Source organism: Microbacterium candidum (assembly GCF_030315975.1).
Lineage (GTDB): Bacteria > Actinomycetota > Actinomycetes > Actinomycetales > Microbacteriaceae > Microbacterium > Microbacterium candidum.
Map to the genome: position 1 here is coordinate 18978 of NZ_JASXSZ010000010.1, position 17405 is coordinate 36382.

At 71.8% G+C, this 17405-nt stretch carries 19 protein-coding genes; 2 read left to right on the plus strand and 17 right to left on the minus strand.

Annotated features, from left to right (window positions below):
- Positions 1 to 11: 11 nt before the first annotated feature.
- The 8 genes from QSV35_RS19745 to QSV35_RS19780 form a co-directional block, all read right to left on the minus strand.
- Positions 12 to 509, minus strand: coding sequence for a tetratricopeptide repeat protein (locus QSV35_RS19745; RefSeq protein ID WP_286290713.1), 498 nt, complete (start codon positions 507 to 509; stop codon positions 12 to 14).
- Positions 510 to 551: 42 nt separating this feature from the next.
- A complete protein-coding gene (locus QSV35_RS19750) occupies positions 552 to 1052 on the minus strand; it encodes a 2'-5' RNA ligase family protein (RefSeq protein ID WP_286290715.1) in 501 nt (166 codons plus the stop codon).
- 9 nt (positions 1053 to 1061) lie between these two features.
- Positions 1062 to 1625: a hypothetical protein gene (locus QSV35_RS19755; RefSeq protein ID WP_286290716.1), complete on the minus strand. Its 564-nt coding sequence runs from the start codon at positions 1623 to 1625 to the stop codon at positions 1062 to 1064.
- Positions 1622 to 3019 (minus strand): DUF58 domain-containing protein, encoded by a 1398-nt coding sequence (locus tag QSV35_RS19760; protein ID WP_286290717.1) that lies wholly within the window; start codon positions 3017 to 3019, stop codon positions 1622 to 1624. Before QSV35_RS19760 ends, QSV35_RS19755 begins: the two co-directional genes overlap by 4 nt.
- 8 nt (positions 3020 to 3027) lie before the next feature.
- Positions 3028 to 3951, minus strand: a complete 924-nt coding sequence (locus QSV35_RS19765) for an AAA family ATPase (RefSeq protein WP_286290787.1) — start codon at positions 3949 to 3951, stop codon at positions 3028 to 3030.
- A 137-nt stretch (positions 3952 to 4088) separates the two neighbouring features.
- The gene (locus QSV35_RS19770; RefSeq protein ID WP_286290718.1) at positions 4089 to 4661 is read right to left on the minus strand and encodes a hypothetical protein; all 573 of its coding nucleotides are present in this window, start codon (positions 4659 to 4661) and stop codon (positions 4089 to 4091) included.
- Complete coding sequence (locus QSV35_RS19775; protein ID WP_286290719.1) at positions 4658 to 5371, minus strand: DUF4129 domain-containing protein; 714 nt, start codon at positions 5369 to 5371, stop codon at positions 4658 to 4660. Before QSV35_RS19775 ends, QSV35_RS19770 begins: the two co-directional genes overlap by 4 nt.
- A 17-nt stretch (positions 5372 to 5388) precedes the next feature.
- Entirely contained in the window at positions 5389 to 6009 is a 621-nt protein-coding gene (locus tag QSV35_RS19780) for a DUF402 domain-containing protein (RefSeq protein WP_286290720.1), read from the minus strand.
- A gap of 24 nt (positions 6010 to 6033) precedes the next feature.
- Between QSV35_RS19780 and QSV35_RS19785 the strand changes: the two genes are divergently transcribed.
- Positions 6034 to 7308 (plus strand): isochorismate synthase, encoded by a 1275-nt coding sequence (locus QSV35_RS19785; RefSeq protein ID WP_286290721.1) that lies wholly within the window; start codon positions 6034 to 6036, stop codon positions 7306 to 7308.
- A 54-nt stretch (positions 7309 to 7362) separates the two neighbouring features.
- Here QSV35_RS19785 and QSV35_RS19790 read toward each other — a convergent pair whose 3' ends face one another.
- The gene (locus QSV35_RS19790) at positions 7363 to 8682 is read right to left on the minus strand and encodes a cytosine permease (RefSeq protein ID WP_286290722.1); all 1320 of its coding nucleotides are present in this window, start codon (positions 8680 to 8682) and stop codon (positions 7363 to 7365) included.
- A 183-nt stretch (positions 8683 to 8865) separates the two neighbouring features.
- The gene (locus tag QSV35_RS19795) at positions 8866 to 9540 is read right to left on the minus strand and encodes a GntR family transcriptional regulator (RefSeq protein ID WP_286290723.1); all 675 of its coding nucleotides are present in this window, start codon (positions 9538 to 9540) and stop codon (positions 8866 to 8868) included.
- A 149-nt stretch (positions 9541 to 9689) separates the two neighbouring features.
- On the opposite strand from QSV35_RS19795, the gene QSV35_RS19800 reads away from it, so the two are divergent.
- On the plus strand, positions 9690 to 10478 hold the full coding sequence (locus QSV35_RS19800; RefSeq protein WP_286290724.1) for an ankyrin repeat domain-containing protein: 789 nt from the start codon (positions 9690 to 9692) through the stop codon (positions 10476 to 10478).
- A 103-nt stretch (positions 10479 to 10581) separates the two neighbouring features.
- On the opposite strand, the gene QSV35_RS19805 is transcribed toward QSV35_RS19800, so the two are convergent.
- The 7 genes from QSV35_RS19805 to QSV35_RS19835 form a co-directional block, all read right to left on the minus strand.
- On the minus strand, positions 10582 to 11394 hold the full coding sequence (locus QSV35_RS19805) for an ABC transporter permease (protein ID WP_286290725.1): 813 nt from the start codon (positions 11392 to 11394) through the stop codon (positions 10582 to 10584).
- Positions 11391 to 12434 (minus strand): ABC transporter ATP-binding protein, encoded by a 1044-nt coding sequence (locus tag QSV35_RS19810; protein WP_286290726.1) that lies wholly within the window; start codon positions 12432 to 12434, stop codon positions 11391 to 11393. The genes QSV35_RS19805 and QSV35_RS19810 overlap by 4 nt, the downstream gene beginning before the upstream one ends.
- Positions 12435 to 12486: 52 nt before the next feature.
- Positions 12487 to 13491 (minus strand): permease prefix domain 1-containing protein, encoded by a 1005-nt coding sequence (locus QSV35_RS19815; RefSeq protein ID WP_286290727.1) that lies wholly within the window; start codon positions 13489 to 13491, stop codon positions 12487 to 12489.
- Positions 13488 to 13841: a PadR family transcriptional regulator gene (locus QSV35_RS19820; RefSeq protein WP_286290729.1), complete on the minus strand. Its 354-nt coding sequence runs from the start codon at positions 13839 to 13841 to the stop codon at positions 13488 to 13490. The genes QSV35_RS19815 and QSV35_RS19820 overlap by 4 nt, the downstream gene beginning before the upstream one ends.
- A 135-nt stretch (positions 13842 to 13976) precedes the next feature.
- A complete protein-coding gene (locus QSV35_RS19825) occupies positions 13977 to 14834 on the minus strand; it encodes a polyphosphate kinase 2 family protein (protein ID WP_286290730.1) in 858 nt (285 codons plus the stop codon).
- A gap of 188 nt (positions 14835 to 15022) precedes the next feature.
- A complete protein-coding gene (menD, locus tag QSV35_RS19830) occupies positions 15023 to 16831 on the minus strand; it encodes a 2-succinyl-5-enolpyruvyl-6-hydroxy-3-cyclohexene-1-carboxylic-acid synthase (RefSeq protein WP_419956877.1) in 1809 nt (602 codons plus the stop codon).
- Positions 16832 to 16943: 112 nt separating this feature from the next.
- Positions 16944 to 17402, minus strand: coding sequence for a PLD nuclease N-terminal domain-containing protein (locus QSV35_RS19835; protein WP_286290733.1), 459 nt, complete (start codon positions 17400 to 17402; stop codon positions 16944 to 16946).
- Positions 17403 to 17405: the final 3 nt, after the last annotated feature.

The following is a 17405-nucleotide window of genomic DNA, read 5'->3' on the forward strand; positions in this document are numbered from 1 at the left end:
GCGACGAGCGCTCAGTCTCGGCCGGCGAGCGACCGGATGTACTTGGCGTTGCCGCGGAGGGCGGGCTTGTAACGGTCGATGTCGGCCGAGTCGACGCCGTCCGCGATGACCTCGAGGAGCGAGGCGACGGCCTCATCCGAGCGGCCGTCGGCGTGAAGCGAGATCGCCTCCCACACGGTGAGCGATGCAGAGTCCGGGAACTCCCGACGGGCCTGCGCCAGCACATCGACCGAGCGCGCGTATGCACCGAGGTTCCGGAGGGTCGAGCCGTACTGGAGATAGCAGCGCCGCAGCAGGTCGCCGGACAGACCCGCATCCATCGCCCGCTCGTAGAAGGTCAGCGCGAGCTCTTCGTCGCCGTTCGTGTCGTACGCACCGCCGACCTCGTACAGGACTCGTGCGTTCGTCGGGTTCGCCTCGTAGATCGGCACGAGCGCGGCGATCGTCGGGCCCATGTCGTTGCGGTCGCGCGCGGCGAAGATCTCATCGAGCTGCTGATCGAGGGTCATGAAGCCAGTCTGGTCGCTGCGCGGTCGACCGCGGGCATGCGGTCATCGAACCAGATCGAAGGACGCCACGACCGTGGCGTGCGGCCCGCGCAAGTCGGCGAGGGCGATGGCTTTAACCGCCCGCCGATCACCCTCTGCAGCGGAGACGTCGGGACCGAGGGTCAGATGCGGGCGGTAGCCGTTCCGCATGTACCCCGGCTCGTCGGCGGCGTGGCCGTTCAGCGACGCCAGCTCATCGGCGAGCCGCTCGTGCAGCCGCACCGCTTCCTTCGACCGCACTAACAGCACCGGAACGTCGTGATGGCGTCCGAACCAGTCCGCAGCGCCGAGTTCGACGTCGAACGATGCGAGGTCCCCGACGGCATCACCCACGCGGGCGACGACATCCGCTTCATCCGCGATCGTCGAGAAGTTCGCGAGCAGCGTCACGTGCGCCGGCCATCTCCGGCGGTCGATCGTCGCGCCTGCCGGTATGGGGTCGAACAGGGCGACGATGACGTAGCGTCTGGGCTCCGGTGCATCCATCTCCTCAGTCTCGCTCACGGCTCCAGCTCAGCGGCGGGGCGAGGAGCGCACGAGGAGCACCGCGATCCCCGCGAGGAACACCGTCGCGACGATCCCGAAGAGGGCGGCGGTCGGCGCGTCCAGGATCCGCTCACGACGGAAGACACCGGACGCCAGCAGCACGGCCGCGAGCGCGGCCTGCGCCGGCACCTGGATCGCGAGCCACCGGAGGAGCGGGCGCCGCAGGGCCCGTGCCTCCAGGACGGATCGCCAGGGAACGACGATCGACAGTGCGCCCAGGACATGCAGCAGGTGCACCACCGCGAGCGTCACGTACGGCCGCCAGTCCGCGGCATCCTCCGGGCGCGAGAGCTGTGCGAACCCGATCACCATCGCGCACCCCCACGTCCCGAGCCAGCCGGGCACCAGCGCCCCGACCACCGCGAGCGCGACGGCGATGATCGCGTACGGCGGCGCCATCAATGCGAACGCCGACAACGCGAGCACCACTGATGCCGCCCGCGGCACCCAGCCCGGCATGCCGCCGTAGACCCGGAGACGACTGCGCGCAGCGCCCCCGTGGCCGAATCCCCGGATGTCGATCCAGCTCATCGCCGCCTCCGCACGCGTGCCATCGCGCGCAGCGCGGCGATCCGGTCGGCGTCGGGCGCATCCCACACGAGGAGATCCGCGCCGACCGCCCGGATGTCGGCGAGCCGATCCGCCCGTTCGCCGAGCACGACCCGCGCCGCCGCCCGCACCTCGCGGCGCATCTGCTGGGGAACGAGCCGCGGCAGCGTGTCGACGGCGAGGACGCGGTGGCCTGCCGCGCGCCACAGCTCCACGAGCCTTCCCGTGTCGTCGTCGAGGAACGTCGACAGCACGACGACGAGGGCCCCGGGCGCGACGTACGGCGTGCGCACGCGCGCGTACCGCCCCTGCGGCTCCGCGTGGAGGATCGCCGAGCGCAGCCGCTCGCGATGGCGTGCCCCCGAGCCGCGCGGCACCGCGCCCTGCAGGCGCGACAGCAACTGGAACGACACCTGGTCGGCCGTCGCCAGATACGCGGAGGCGATGCTCCACGCCGCTTCGCGCGACACATCCATCGACGTGTGCAGCCCGGTCAGGCGATCGCCGAGGATCCAGTCGCGCACCGCCCCGTCGACGTCGTCGCTGTCGTCGAACACGATGGCGACGTCGACGTCGGACGTCGCGTGCGTGCGACGGACGAACAGCTCGCCCGGTCGCCGCGCGAGCCGGGCGGTCGCCTTCCAGTCGATGCGCCGCAGGCGGTCTCCGGCCGCGTACGGATGGATGTCGCGGAACTCGCCTCCGTCTCCCGCGCGCACGGCGTCGTGCGCGCCGGTGAGGCCCCGCAACGCGTGCGGGAGCGGCAGGAAGGGCATCGGGACCGTGCGCGGCTGAACGGCGCGACGGATGCGGCGTGCGGCCGAAGGCTCGCCGATCCACACCGAGTCCGCGCCGACCGGCCGCGCCCCGACGGCGATGATCTCCTGCTCCCCCGAGTGGACGATCGGCACCCGTACGACCGCAGAGGCGAAGCGCCCGGCGAGCACGAGGCGCATCGTCTCCGCCTCCCGCGCGACCGCGGTCACGCGGACGACCTCGGCGTCGGGTGCGTCGACCGCGATGCGGATCCGCACGGCCGTGGGGTCGTCCGCATCCCTCGGCTCCTGCGTCAGCGTGATGTCGGCCTCCGCCGGGCGTCGTCGTGAGAGCGCGACGGCGACCGCGACGAGAAGCACGACGCCGAACAGGGCGACGTCGGCCCGCCCGGCGATCGCGCCGGTCGCGAACAGGATGACGCCCGCGCCGATCCCGACTCCGGGCGCCGGAGTCAGCGCGACGACCCCGCGATCGACCTGCGGGCCGACATGCCCGACGTCGATCTCGCTGCCGGCATGGGGCCCGCCCTGCGCGGCAGGCTCGCTCGAGGCATCCGGCCCGGTGCCCGGACCCGAGGCACTCTCACGGCGCGGCGACATCCCCGCCCCTACGCCCGGCCGACGGAGGCGGGGCCTGCGACCCGGGCGACGATGCCGGCGACGACGGCCGCCGCATCCGCCCCCGCCGCCCACGCCGCCGCCGTCAGCGTGAGCCGGTGGGCGAGCGCGGGAACCGCGACGCGCTTGACGTCCTCCGGCGTGACGTAGTCGCGACCGTCGATCACCGCGAGCGCCCGCGCGACGAGCATGAGCGACTGCGATCCGCGCGGAGATGCGCCGACCTCGACCGACCTGTCGATGCGCGTCGCGACGGCGAGGTCGACGCAGTAGCGGAGGATGTCGGGGTCCACGTGGATCCGCTCCACCCCTGCCTGCATCGCGAGCATGTCTGAGGCGTCCACGACCTGCGGCACCTCCGTCGCCTCGCGACGGCGTGCGATGCGGTTCACGAGGATCTGCTCCTCCCCCGCCTGATCCGGGTACCCGACTGCGAGTCGCACGAGGAATCGGTCGAGCTGCGCCTCGGGAAGGGAATACGTGCCCTCGTACTCGATCGGGTTCGCCGTCGCGATCACGTGGAACGGCCGCGGCAGCGGGAAGCTCGAGCCCTCGACCGTCACCTGCCCCTCCGCCATCGCCTCGAGCAGCGCCGATTGGGTCTTCGGCGCGGTGCGGTTCAGCTCGTCGGCGAGCAGGAGCCCCGTGAACACGGGCCCCGGCCGGAAGACGAACTCGCCGGTCGCCGGGGCGTAGACGAACGAGCCCGTGATGTCGGACGGAAGGAGGTCCGGCGTGCACTGCAGCCGCCGGAACGGCAGCCCCATCGCGGCGGCGAGACTGCGCGCGGCGAGCGTCTTGCCGAGGCCCGGCACATCCTCGAACAGGACGTGGCCGCCGGCGAGGATCGCCGCGAGCGCGATGCGCAGGGGCTCCTCCTGCCCGACGACGACCGTCCCGACGGCGGACAGGATGGCGTTCGCTGCGGCGGAGACCTCGGCCGCGCTGCGCGCCGCGGGACCGTCCTGCGACGAGACGGAGGCGGTCTCGGGCTCGGGCGTGGGCTCGGGCTCGGTTCCCGAGGCGAGACGGGAATCGGATGCGGGCTCAGTCACGGTGCGGGGTGTCCTTCCGAGTCACGGGGAGAAGAGGATGCAGGGATGCCCGCGGCCGCGCCGCTGACGACGCTCGGGCCACCGGCGGGGCCGGGACCGACCGCATCGAGCGCGTCGAGGCAGCGTTCGATCGACGAGAGCGACGGCCGTGCCCCGCCGCTGCCGACCAGCAGGGCGTAAGGGCCGTCGCCGATGAGCGAACGGATCCGCACGCCGTCCGCCGGGTCGTCCAGATCCAGGCCGAACCGCAGCAGCCGCGTCCGCGCGAATGCCCGCACACGCCGTTCACCGGGTTCGCTGACCTGGCCGTCACGGCCGCGCAGCGCCCACGACAGACGCGCGACGTCGGTGCGCACTCCGGGCCGCGGCGTCGCCCGCATGCGGGGCGCGGCCGGTGCCCGCGAACCCGCGAAACCGGCCCACGCGACCCCGATCGCGACGACCGTGACCGCGAACGCCAAGGTCGACGCGACCGAGATGCCGACGAACCACAGGAAGACGCTCGCGGGAAGCGCGATCGCGACCGCGGACCCGATGGGGGCGAGCGGGATGCGGCGCCGCCCGCTCATCCGGACATCCCGGTGTGCGCGGGCTCGGTCCACGACGCCTGGAGACGCAGCAGGCACGCGCGCGCGGTCGCGATCGTGTCGGCATCCGCCCGCCGCCCGCCGAACCGGACGTCCTCGTACAGCCGGACGAGCCGCTCGGCGGCGTCACGGTCGGCCTCGAATCGCGTGATGATCCGCACCGCGTACTCGGTCGGGGTCTCGGAGGCGCGGCGGGCGGCGCCGGCGGAGACCGCCGCATCCTCGAACCCCAGCCACGCCTGCACCACCGCATCCGACGGATCGCGCACCTCGTCGAGCGCCGCGAGCGCGCGCGCGATCCCTCGGCGCACGACGGGCGCCTCGATGACCCCGGCATCTCCGGCGGCGGCCGCGAGATCGTGCATCGCGGACGCCGGCGCGGCCGGGGCCGCGAGCCGGAGCCTGATCCGCATCAGCATCCGCACCACGAACACCAGCAGCAGGATGGCGACGAGGGAGAACAGCACATAAGCGATCGTCTGCATCAGGCGCAGCGCGCCGTCCGGCGGCGAACGGCCCACGTCGATCGCCCCAGGCGTGAGCGTCTCTCGGGGCGCGGGCGGCAATTCGAGGTGCCCGTTCCAACGCGGCTGCTCGATGTAGACGGGTCCGGCGACGAGCACGCCGAGCACCGCGCCCGCGCCGAGAAGCGCGACCGCGAGGATCAGACCGTTCGAGCGCCGTCGCCCCACGGCTTCACGCTACGGCCTCACGCGCCGGTATGCACCGGATCGTCATCGTCGCGCTCCACGCCGAACCCGTCCGTCGGCCCATGGTGCTCGACGGCGCGCTCGAGCCCGAGGGCGACGAGCCGGTCGAGCCACCCCTCGCGGACGGCGTCGTCGAACGGGGCCTCTCCCGTGCGCACGCGGCGCTCGAGATCGGATGCGAGCGCGTCCAGATGCGCCACGACGTCGTCCGGATAGCCGAACTGCACGCGGTGCTCGTCCCATTCATCGCGATCGTCGATCCAGATGCCGCGTCCGTCGTCGGCGCGCACGACATCCAGATCCATGTCGGTCGCCTCGGGCTCGCCCGCATCCGTCCACCGCATGTCCCATGCGAGGTCGATGTAGACCCAGAGCCGGCGCGGGTGATCGCGGTGGAAGGTCGGCACGTAGTCGCCGCTCGCCGGGATCAGCGTCACGTTGGGCGATTCGGCGATGAAGGACGCGCCGGGCCTGGCACTCCGCCATCCCACCGGCTGTCCCATCCAGTCGCCGTACTCATCGGCGCCGAGGTACACGCATTCGTTGACCCAGTGCGGCGATCCGTCCCACTTGCGCCAGCGGAAGGCGATGGGGGTTCCCGGCGCGGGCCTGTCGGTCATGGGTGCGAGTCTAGGCTGGAGGTCGTGCAGAACCTGGTGGTCGAGACCCGCGAGATCGCCCCGGCGGAAGACCTCCTCGAGTTCGCCGACCCGCGCGAGCCGCTCGCGTGGCTGCGCCGCTCGGACGGCTTCGTCGGCACGGGTCCCATCGTGTGGCGCGTGGATGTGGGCGGCGGCCTCCCGGCGGCCCGCACCCGGTTCGAGGCCCTCTCGCACTTCTGGTCCGAACTCGTGGATGCCGCATCGGTCGATGACGCGGTGCGCCTTCCCGGTACGGGACTCGTCGCGTTCGGCGCCTTCGCGTTCGACGAGGCATCGACGATGTCGTCATCGCTCGTGGTTCCGTCGGTCATCATCGGACGGCACGGCGGCCGCGGATGGATCACCCGCATCCACGTCGCCGGAGAGCCCGCACCCGGCGACCCGCACCCCACGACGTATGGACCCTACTGGGCGGGCACCGTCGGCCCTGGCGCGCTGAGCCCCGACGGCTACCAGGCGGCCGTTCGCGAAGGCCTCACCGCGATCGAGACCGGCGAGGTCGGCAAGGTCGTCCTCGCGCGCGACCTGGTCGGCAGCGTTCCGGTGGATGCGGATCTCCGCCGCCTCGCGCGGTCGCTGTCGAGCGGCTACCCCGACACCTGGACCTACGCCGTGGACGGCATCATCGGCGCGAGCCCGGAGACGCTCGTCACGGTCTCGGGCGGCACGGTCACGGCGCGCGTGCTCGCCGGGACCGCCCCGCGGGGTGCGGACGCGGACGCGGACGTCGCCGCATCCCTCGCCCTCGCGACGTCCTCGAAGGACCTCGACGAGCACGAATACGCGGTCCAGAGCGTGCTCGCATCCCTCCGCCCGCACACGACGGCGCTCGCCGCGAGCGAGCAGCCCTTCACGCTGAAACTGCCGAACGTGTGGCACCTCGCGACGGACGTCGAGGGCGACCTCGCCGACGGGTCGTCGGCGCTCGACCTCGTCCGCGCGCTGCATCCGACCGCCGCCGTCGCAGGCACGCCCACGGATGCGGCGATCGCCGCCATCCGGCGGATCGAGCCGTTCGACCGCGGACGCTACGCGGGACCGGTCGGTTGGATCGGCTCCGACGGCGACGGCGAATGGGCGATCGCGCTGCGCTGCGCCCAGTTCCCCGGGCCGATCCCGCGCGGGTACGCGGAGTACACCGCGGGGCGCCGCGTCGTCGCGCACGCGGGCGCCGGCATCGTCGCGGGCAGCGACCCGGAGTCGGAGCTCCTCGAGACGCGGGTCAAGTTCCGCCCGATCGTCGACGCGCTGGCCTGACAGACGAACGCGCCGCCCCCGGAGGAGCGGGAGCGGCGCGTTCGGGCTCGGGAATCAGGCCGGGACGTCGGCGGTGCCACGAGCGCGCAGCAGCTCGATCGCGAGGTACACGACGAGACCGACGACGAGACCCGTGACCGCGTCGGAGAAGCTCGGCGCGAACAGGTGCACGAGGAGCGCGACCGCGGCACCCGCCGCCCATGCGACGAAGGCGCTTCCGCGCACCTTCGCCTCCGCACGGCCGGCGTTGCGCTTGCGCAGGATCACCTGGTCCGCGATGAGGACGGCGCCGAGCGGCGGCACGAGGACGCCCAGCAGTGCGAGCCAGTTCACGAACAGGCTCCACGCTCCGAGGAGCGCGACGACGACGCCGATGACACCGAGGATCAGCGTCAGCAGGCGCATCTTCGACCGCACGAGGTGCGACCAGCCGAGCGCGCCGTTGTAGAGGCAGTGCGTGCAGACGGAGCCGAGGTTCACCACGACGAAGACGAGCACGAGGATGTCGAGGACGACGTTGTGGGTGCCGGTGAGGATCGGCGTGAAGTCGCCGCCCGCCGTGCCCGGGTTGGCGATGGCGCCGGCGGCGACCAGCACGCCACCCGTGAGCTGTGCGATGACGCTCGCGACGGGGAAGGCCGTGGAAGTCGCGACGACGGCCTGCTTGCCGTTCTTCGACCAGCGTGTGAAGTCGGCGGTCATCGTCCCGGAATCGGCGAAGGTGGCCATGATCGCGGTGACCGCGATGCCGAACGTCATCGTGCTGCTGCTGCCGACGCCCTGGTAGTCGACGATGGCGCCGAGCCCGGTCGTCTGGGCGGCCGTGATGACGGCGGCCGCGGCGGCGATGAGGAAGAGGGGCGCGGCGATCGCGCCGATCCACGACAGGGCCTTGATGCCGAGGTACGTGAGTCCGATGAACAGCGCGCCCGCGACGGCGACGATCAGCGTCTCGTTCCAGCCGAAGGCCTTGTTGAGGCTCGCTCCGGTCGCACCGGTGTTGAACGCGAACCACCCCACGACTACGGTGGAGAGGAAGCCGGAGGCGATCGCGTAGCCGCGCGTCCCGAAGGTCTCGGTCGCCTGGAGCGCGAAGCTCTTGCCGGTCTCGCCCGCGCGATAGCTCAGCAGGCTCACGTAGACGAACATGATCAGGTTCGCGACAAGGATGGCCGCGAGCCCCTGCCAGAAGCCGAGCATCGCGACCACGAGACCGCCGGGCACGGCGTTCGTCAGGATCATCGGGAAGCCGAACCAGACGGCCGACACCGTCAGGAGCGACTTGCGGTGGGATGCGGGTACCGGAGTGTGTTCGAACTCGGACTCGAGCTCGAGTCCGGTACCGGCGTCCTCAGCGGTGCGTTCGGTTGTCATGTGTGTCCTTCGGCGCGGGAATCGGGCCGGCGCCGCTCCGCGCGCGACGGTCGCCACAGGAATGGTATTCCATACGCGCGCGTTGGTATACCCGCAATCGACACATGCTCACGCTGGGAACGACGGCGGCGTCGCGCGCCGGGACGTCGCGGGGCTGCAGTCAGTCGCGCTGCAGAGAGCGCGTCAGCCGACCGCCGGGCTCCCGAGGGACGGGTCGTCCTCGCGCCACGTCGGGTCGTCGAGGAACCGCTCGTTGCCCATATGCGCGAGGATCAGCCGGCTCGCCCGGGCGACATCGCGCTCGGCGATCGCGTCGTAGAGGGCCCCGTGCTCAGCGGCGACCTGCTCGAAGTTCTCGTGCTGCTGCAGGAGCCACCGGATGCGGCTGCGGAGCACGTCGTCGATCTCGACGAGGAGGTCGTTGCCCGCGATCGAGGTCACCGTCGCGTGGAAGTCGGCGGCGGCGTGACGCGCCGCGAGCACGTCTCCAGCCTTCACGGCCGCGATCTCGACGTCGAGGACCTCGCGGAGGCGTGCGAGGCCGTCACGCGTGCGGCGACTGGCCGCCAGCCGGAACGTCAGCACCTCGAGGGCCGAGCGCACCTCGTTGAGATCGGCGACATCGGCGGGCGAGAACTCGCGCACGATCGCCCACGTGCGGGGCCGCGGCGTCACAAGCCCCTCGGAGACGAGGATCTTCAGCGCCTCGCGCACCGGCACGCGGCTCACACCGAGCTCGGCCGCGAGGTCGCGCTCGACGAGACGGCTGCCGGGCTGGCGCACGCCGTCGAGGATGTCGTCGCGGATGGCGCGCGTCGCGCGCTCCACCTCGGATTCGTACTCGCCGTCAAGGGTCACGGGGTCATTCTCGCATCCGACCTGCCATTCCCTGCACCATCCCAGGCTTCCGGCATACCATCGCGGGACAGTCTGACCCGAACTCGCGCACATCCCGCCGGCTCGCAATGCAGGAAATCCGTATCGGGAACCACGTTGAAAGGACAGCGATGCCCAGCAGCATCCCCGAGCACCGCTCCGCCCGCACGGGCCGTTCGTCCCGCGCGCGCCGGCTCCCCGGCCGTGCCGCCGCGGTCGCGGCGGTCGCCGTCGCCGCCGCGACCTTCCTGAGCGCGTGCACCGCATTCGTCTCGCCGCGCGGGGGCGCCGCATCCACCCCCTCGTCGTCCGCGCATTCAGCCGAAGCCACGGCGCGACTGCAGGACGCCGTCGCGCGGCGCGACGCCGCTGCCGCGCGCGATGCCATCGAAGCGGGCGCCGACGTCGAATCCCGGGGCGGCCGCGGCCGCACACCGCTCATCGCGGCGACGAAGGCGAACGACATCGAGGTCGCCCGTGTGCTCCTGGAGGCCGGCGCCGATCCGAACGCGAAGGACGACATCCAGGACTCGGCCTACCTCTACGCGGGTGCCGAGGGACTCGACGAGATCCTGCGGATGACCCTCGAGCACGGCGCGGACGTCCGGAGCACGAACCGGTACGGCGGCACCGCCCTCATCCCGGCGAGCGAGCACGGGCACGTCTCGACGGTGCGGATCCTGCTGGATGCGGGTGTCCCGGTGAACCACATCAACAAGCTGCACTGGACGGCCCTGCACGAGGCCATCGTCCTCGGTGACGGGTCGAGCGACCACGTCGAGGTCGTCAGGATGCTGCTCGCAGCCGGCGCCGATCCGAACCTGCGCGACGGCGACGGCGACGGCGTGCTCCCCCGCGACCTGGCGCTCGAACGCGGCTACCGCGAGATCGTGCAGGCGATCGACCGCGCCGACGGCTGAGTAGGCGGAGCATCCCAGACGCGGCCCGGTCCCCGAGCTTGTCGAGGGGTCGCACTGCCCAGCGGAGGTGCGACCCCTCGACGAGCTCGGGGACCTTTGCGGCCTACAGCGCGCGCTGGTAGGTGCGCAGCGACCGCACCGCCCACGTGAACGCGAGCACCGCGAGCACGAACAGGCCAGCAGCCTGCCACCACGCGGCATCCGGGTACGAGCCGCTGAGGCCGCCCCGACCGAGCTCGACCGCCCAGTTCATCGGGTTCCACTTCGCCGCGTTCGCCACCCACTCCGGCATGAGGGATGCGGGCATCATCGTCGTCGACAGGAATGTCGCCGGGAGGACGATCAGCTGCGACAGGCTGATGAGCGCGATCTGGCTGCGCGAGATGAGCGCGACCGCGGTCGAGCAGCAGCAGAAGATCGTCGCCAGCAGGGTCGCGACGCCGATGGCGACCAGCATCCCGCCGACCCCGCCCGGGTACCGCGCGCCGGCGAGCCAGCCGATCCCGAGCACGACGAGCGACTGCGCGACGTTGATGATCAGCTGCTGGACGAGCTGGCCCGTCACGATCGCCGACCGCGAGATCGGCGAGGTCAGGTACTGGTCCATCACACCGGAGTTGATGTCGTCGATGTACCCCGTGCCGGCCCACGCGCCCGAGTACAGGACGGTCATCATGAGGATGCCCGGGACGAGGTACTGGATGTAGCCGTCGCCGCCGAACTGCGGAAGCGCGCCGAGGGAGTGGAACACGCTGCCGAACAGCACGATCCAGATGATCGGCTGCACGAGCGACATGACGGGGCCCCACACCTGGCGGAGCACCGCGATGAGCCAGCGGCGCAGGACCTGCCCCGTCTGGGTGAACCAGCCCGCGGTAGCCGCGTGGCGAACCGTGGGCGCAGTGATGGTGGTCATGCTGCCTGTCCTTCCAGGACGTCGTCTTCTCCGGTCCCCGAGCTCGTCGAGGGGCCGTCGAAGGTGTGGCCGACGAAGTGCAGGTACACGTCGTCGAGGGTGGGGTGGGATGCCGCGACCTGCCCGTAGCGGATGCCGGCGGCATCCAGCGCGGCGATGACCGAGCCGACCGCGGCGGAGGCGTCGTCCGTGCGGGCGGCGAGGACGCCGTCCACTCCGGATGCCTCGACCACGACGTCGCGGAGGCCGGCGACCTGCGCGATCGCCTGCCGCACGCGTGCGGGGTCGGGCTCGACGAGGCTCACGCGCACGGAGTCTCCGTGCAGCGCCGCCTTCAGCTCATCGGGCGTGCCCTGCACGACGGCCCGGCCACGGTTGACGATGAGGAGTTCATCCGCGAGGCGATCCGCCTCCTCCATGTAGTGGGTGGTGAGGATGACGGTGAGTGCCTCCTCCCCCGACAGCCGCCGGATCTCCGCCCACATCGCCGCGCGCGCCTCCGGGTCGAGGCCGGTCGTCGGCTCGTCGAGGAACAGCACGCTCGGCCGGTGGACGAGGGCAGCCGCCACATCGAGGCGGCGCCGCATCCCTCCGGAGAAGGTCGACACCGGGCGCTTGGACGCCTCGGCGAGCCCGAACTCGTCGAGCAGGCGCTGGGCGCGCTGCGCGGCATCGGCGGCGCCGATCCCCCGCAGACGAGCGGCGATCTTCAGGTTCTCGGTCGCCGTCAGGAGCGGGTCCGTGCTCGCGCCCTGCGAGACGTATCCGATCGCGGCGCGAACCGAGTCCGGGCGCTTCGCGACGTCGTGGCCGGCGACCGCGGCACGGCCGGAGGTCGCCCGCGACAGCGTCGTGAGGATCTTCGTGGTGGTGGATTTCCCCGCGCCGTTCGGACCGAGAAGTCCGAAGACCCGACCGGCCGGAACCGTGAAGCCGAGTCCGTCGAGGGCGCGGACGGCGGGCCGGCGCCCCCGTCCCGGGTAGACCTTCACGAGGTCTTCGGCCATGATGGCCGGGCTGTTTCCAGTGTTTTCAGGCATGGCGAAGCATCCCTTCCTTCGATTGGTCGTGTTGAGAGGTGGCGGGGTGCTGTCAGCTCTTGTGGCCGAACAGCATCCGCGCGAGGACGAGCATCATGACCGCGAACCCGCCGAGGAAGGCGAGCGGCGCCCACCACCAGCCGACCGTGAAGACGAGCACCGCGATGACGGCGAAGGTCACGAGCCAGATGACGGCGGTGTAGATCCCGAATCGTGCGGCGGAGTCGGGGTCGGTCTCGAACCGGTTGGGCGGCATGTTGCGGACGAGCTCGCGCGTCCACGCCTTGTGCCGGTTGGTCTGGGTCGCCCCGAGCCACGAGAACAGGGCGATGGATGCCACGAGCAGGAGCGCCGCGACCACCACGAGCCAGACCGCGCCGAGGTTCACCGCGAACATCGCGCCGAACGCGAGCCCGGCAAGGGTGCCTCCGGTCGCGAGCCCGAACCCGGTTGCGCGTGCGGCCGGCAGCGGGTGGTTGGAGGTCGTCTCCTGCATCAGTGCGTCACCCGTGACGAACCCGAGGGCGACAGCGAAGACGAGCCCTGTGGCGATGAGCCCGCCCATGCCGAGCGGCACGACACCGAAGACGCCGAGGACGAAGACGGCGAGGGATGCCGCGGCCACGATGCTCAGGAGCACCGTCCGCACCACGAACGCCGGCTTCGGCCGCACCCGGCGCATGCCGTACGCGGCGTAGTCGTGGCCGCGGACCGCGCCGGCTCCCGAGCTCGTCCCGGTCCCCGAGCTCGTCCCGATCCTCGAACTCGTCCCGGTCCCCGAACTCGTCCCGGTCCCCGAGCTTGTCGAGGGGTCGTCATTGCGTTCCGTCTCGCTGCGCTCGCCCGACGGACCGCTCTCGTCGAGGAGCTCCCGCACGTCGCCGAGCTCGGCGATGGCGCGGTGCGCCGCATCCGTCGACGAAACCCCGGAGGCTTCCAGCTCTTCGACCCGCGCGATGAGGTTGGCGCGGATCTCCTCCTTCAGGTCCTGCGCGTCGGGGGTCATCTCGACGCCGGCGAAGGCCTCGTCGAGGAGGCGGTGGATGTCGGTGTTCATTGCTGGCTCTCCTTCACGTCGAGCAGGGAGTCGATGATGGTGCGCGTGGCGACCCACGCGGCGACGTTGTTCTTGTAGACCGCGCGACCGGCATCCGTGATGCGGTAGTACTTGCGCCGGCCACCCTGAGTCTCGTCGCCCCAGTAGGACTCGACGAGTCCGTCCTTCTCGAGGCGCCGGTAGGTGGCGTAGAGGGTGGCTTCCTTGATCTCGCGGTCGCCTCCGGTGGCATCCCGGATCGCCTTGTAGATCTCGAAGCCGTAGCGGTCGCCGCGACGCAGCACACCGAGCACGATCGTGTCGGTGTGGCCGCGCAGCAGGTCGGCTGCGAAGGCGTCGTCCTTATTCATGTCAAGTACTGTATCAGATCAAGTACTCAACCGCACCAATTACTTTGCCTGCGTGATGCACCGGCCCCCGAGCCCGTCGAGGGGTCGCGCCTGAATCAGAGGATGCGGCGCCTCGACAGGCTCGGCGACCGTGGATCAGGATGCGGCGAGGCGCGCCCTCTCGGTCTCGACGTCGAACGTCGCGGCGGGCCACTGCGGGTCGATGTCGTCGAGCGCCCGAATCAGCAGCTGCTGCACGGCAAGGCGCGCGTACCACTTGTGGTTCGCCGGGACGACATGCCACGGGGCGTCCGTCGTCGACGTGCGATCGAACGCGACCTGGTAGGCGTCCATGTACGCGGGCCACCGCAGGCGCTCGTCGACGTCGCCCGGGTTGTACTTCCAGTGCTTGTCCGGGCGGTCCAAGCGCGCCATGAGCCTGTTGCGCTGCTCGTCGTGCGAGATGTGGAGCATGACCTTGACGATGCGGGTGCCGGCATCCGTCAACCGCTTCTCGAAGTCGACGATCGCGCCGTACCGGCGTTCGATCTCCTCGGCCGGCGCGAGCTCGCGGACGCGCCCGATGAGGACGTCCTCGTAGTGCGAGCGATCGAAGACGCCGATGAACCCCGCCTCCGGCGTGCGCTTCTCGATGCGCCACAGGAAGTCGTGCGCGAGCTCCTCCGGCGTCGGCTTCTTGAACGCGGCGAGTGCGATGCCCTGCGGATCGACCGATCCCATCACGTGCCGGACGATGCCGCCCTTGCCTGCCGAGTCCATCGCCTGGAGCACGAGGAGGACCGACGCGTGCGTCGCATCCGATCGGCTCGCCGCATACAGGCGCTCCTGCAGCTCGTCCATGCGCGCGGCGCCTGCCGTGAGCTCCGCCTCTCCGGCCTTCTTGTGCCCGTCGTAGCCGGGGGTGGCGGCCGGGTCGACCTCCGCGAGACGGAATCCGTGGTCGACGCGCAGCAGCTCGGCGACGTCGCCGGTCCAATGACTCTTGTCTGACATGCCCACATCATGGCGGATGCAGCGTCCCTGCCCTCGCGCGCACCGCCGAGACCGCCGCGTCCGTCGACGGATGTCGCACGTCTCGTCGAGGCGACGTCTGCTGTCCACGACACCCGGCGCCGCCGGGCGTCGGGGACGAGAGCGAGAGTCTCGACGACGGGCGGGACGGGTGGGATGGATGCCGGACGTCAGCGCTCGAGCGGGACTTCGACCAGTTGCGGCCCGCGCACCGGCGATGTGAGCGCCTGATCGAGCGCAGAGCGGGTCGACACGACGACGTGCTCCCACCCGTACGCCGCGGCGAGCTGGGCGAGGCTCACGCTCTGCGGCGTGTACATCACGCGGTCCATGTCGTCGCGCGACGCGACGCCGGCGACCTCGAGGTCGTCGAAGATCGTGCCCCCGCCGTCGTTGCCGACGATCACCTGGATGCGGGGAGTCTCCTCGGCGGCGGGCTGCAGCAGCGCGCCGACGTCGTGGAGGAGTGCGAGGTCGCCGAGCAGCACCCGCGTCACTCCGGAGGCTCCGCCGGCCTGCGAGGCGATCGCGACGCCGACCGCCGTGGCGATCGTGCCATCGATGCCCGCGAGGCCGCGGTTGGCGTGCACCGGCACCTTCTTCCCGGGAAGGACCGCGTCCGCGACCCGCACGAGTCGCGACGACCCGAACACGAGCCGGTCGTGCGGCCACGACGCGCGCCACACCGCGTCGACGAGCGCGGCACGATCGACGGGCGCGCGGATGACGCCGAGCTCGGTCGCGATCGCACCGAGCCGCGTCTCCGGGACAGCCGAGGCGAGTCCGTCCGCGTCGGGCGCCGGCGGGGCGAGATCGACGGATGCATCGCGGGATGCCCGCATCCACTCCCCCAGCCACTCCCGGTCCGGAGCGCCTCGTCCGACGGCCACGCGCGCGACGGATGCCGTCTCCCCGTTGAGGTTGAGCGGCTCGCCCGGGCCGCGCAGGGCGATGACCTCGACCTCCGGACGGGAGAGCAGGGCCGTCACCTCGCGACTGAGCGTCGGGTGCCCGAAGACGATCGCACGCTGGATGCGGCCGCCGAGCTGCGGATCGCGCAGCAGAGCGCGGTATCCGTGGACGAGGCGGCGTCCATACCGGGCGCCGCTCACGATCTCCGCGACGAGCGGCCAGTCGCCGACGTGGGCGAGCTCCTCGGCGTCGGGGCCGGCATCCGCCCCGGCGACGACGATCGTCCGCGGACCGCGTGGGAGGACGAGCGTCGCGTCGTCGGCGGGCTCGTCGGTCTCGCCGACGCCGCCCCCGCCTTGATACAGGGCGCCGGAGGCGTCCTCCGACATCCCGTCGAGCGGGTCCGGCTCGCTGTGCTCGCGCGGGTCGTTGAGCGAGCGAAGCGAGTCGAAACGCGGTGAGCTGTCGAGATCGGCTCCCTGCGTTTCGTCGCGGTCGTTCCCCCCTCGCGGGGCGACCGGGACAGCCTTGAACCACTCCGGCAGCACCCCCGCGAGCGGCTCGCGGTACGGGAGGTTGAGGTGAACGGGGCCGGCGGGGATCTCGTCGGTGCCGAGCGCCGCCGCGAGCGCCTCCGCCGCGACCGAACGGAGGAGAGCGGTCTGGTCGCCGTCGCCCTCCGGGTCGCGCTCCGCGGGCACGGGCAGGTCGGCCTCGAGCCGCACGACCCCGGCGAACAGTCCGGGCTGACGCGTGGTCTGGTTGGCTCCGACCCCGCGCAGCTCCGGAGGGCGGTCGGCGGTGAGCAGCAGCAGCGGCACGCCGGCATGGTGGGCTTCGAGCACCGCCGGCAGGAGGTTCGCCACGGCGGTGCCGGACGTGCACACGACCGCCGCAGGCATCCCCGACTCGCGTCCGACGCCGAGCGCGGTGAAGCCCGCGACGCGCTCGTCGATCCGCACGCGAAGATCGATGTCGCCGCGGCGCGCGAGGGCGGCCGCCGCGAGCGCGAGCGCCTGCGAACGGGAGCCCGGGCTCAGGACGACGTGGCGCACTCCCCCCTCCACGAGGGCGAGGAGGAGGGCCGCCGCCGCGTCCGAGGCAGGCGCGGCGTGCGCGGCGTGCGCGGCGGACGGAGTGTCCGACGCGGGCGCGCCGGGATCGTTCGGGTCGCCCACGTCAGCCGATCGCCCCGTGGCGTCCGCGGCCGTCGGCGTCTCCGTCGCGGTGCGGGGCCGGGTCGTCGGTCGACTTCTCCGGATCGTCGGCGCGGCGCGGCTTCTTCTCAGGCTTCTCAGGCTTCGCGGGCGGCGGCGGCGCCTGGTCTTCGGCATCGAGCTTCGCGAGCTCCTCCTCGAGCTGGCGGATGCGCTCGTCCTGCGCGGAGTGGGAGTTGAGCGTGCCGAGGAAGGCGGGGTCGTCGTCCGGCGCGGGGGATGCGGCGAGCTTCTTCGCGCTCACACGGCCCACCGCGAACCACAGGACGCCGCCCAGGATCGGGATGAGGACGACGATGAGGATCCACACCGGCTTCGGAACCGCGCGATGGCGGATCGCCGGCTGAGCGGCGCAGTCCACGATGCTGAAGACCCAGAAAGCCAGGGCCAACGGCACCAGGATGATCAGCGCCCTCGTCACACC

Coding starts and splice junctions, on each gene's coding strand:
- QSV35_RS19805 (WP_286290725.1), bottom strand. CDS start 11,394: ATGACCACCATCACTGCGCCCACGGTTCGCCACGCGGCTACCGCGGGC.
- QSV35_RS19790 (WP_286290722.1), bottom strand. CDS start 8,682: ATGACAACCGAACGCACCGCTGAGGACGCCGGTACCGGACTCGAGCTC.
- QSV35_RS19815 (WP_286290727.1), bottom strand. CDS start 13,491: ATGAACACCGACATCCACCGCCTCCTCGACGAGGCCTTCGCCGGCGTC.
- QSV35_RS19760 (WP_286290717.1), bottom strand. CDS start 3,019: ATGTCGCCGCGCCGTGAGAGTGCCTCGGGTCCGGGCACCGGGCCGGAT.
- QSV35_RS19770 (WP_286290718.1), bottom strand. CDS start 4,661: ATGAGCGGGCGGCGCCGCATCCCGCTCGCCCCCATCGGGTCCGCGGTC.
- QSV35_RS19780 (WP_286290720.1), bottom strand. CDS start 6,009: ATGACCGACAGGCCCGCGCCGGGAACCCCCATCGCCTTCCGCTGGCGC.
- QSV35_RS19810 (WP_286290726.1), bottom strand. CDS start 12,434: ATGCCTGAAAACACTGGAAACAGCCCGGCCATCATGGCCGAAGACCTC.
- QSV35_RS19820 (WP_286290729.1), bottom strand. CDS start 13,841: ATGAATAAGGACGACGCCTTCGCAGCCGACCTGCTGCGCGGCCACACC.
- QSV35_RS19800 (WP_286290724.1), top strand. CDS start 9,690: ATGCCCAGCAGCATCCCCGAGCACCGCTCCGCCCGCACGGGCCGTTCG.
- QSV35_RS19755 (WP_286290716.1), bottom strand. CDS start 1,625: ATGAGCTGGATCGACATCCGGGGATTCGGCCACGGGGGCGCTGCGCGC.
- QSV35_RS19825 (WP_286290730.1), bottom strand. CDS start 14,834: ATGTCAGACAAGAGTCATTGGACCGGCGACGTCGCCGAGCTGCTGCGC.
- QSV35_RS19745 (WP_286290713.1), bottom strand. CDS start 509: ATGACCCTCGATCAGCAGCTCGATGAGATCTTCGCCGCGCGCGACCGC.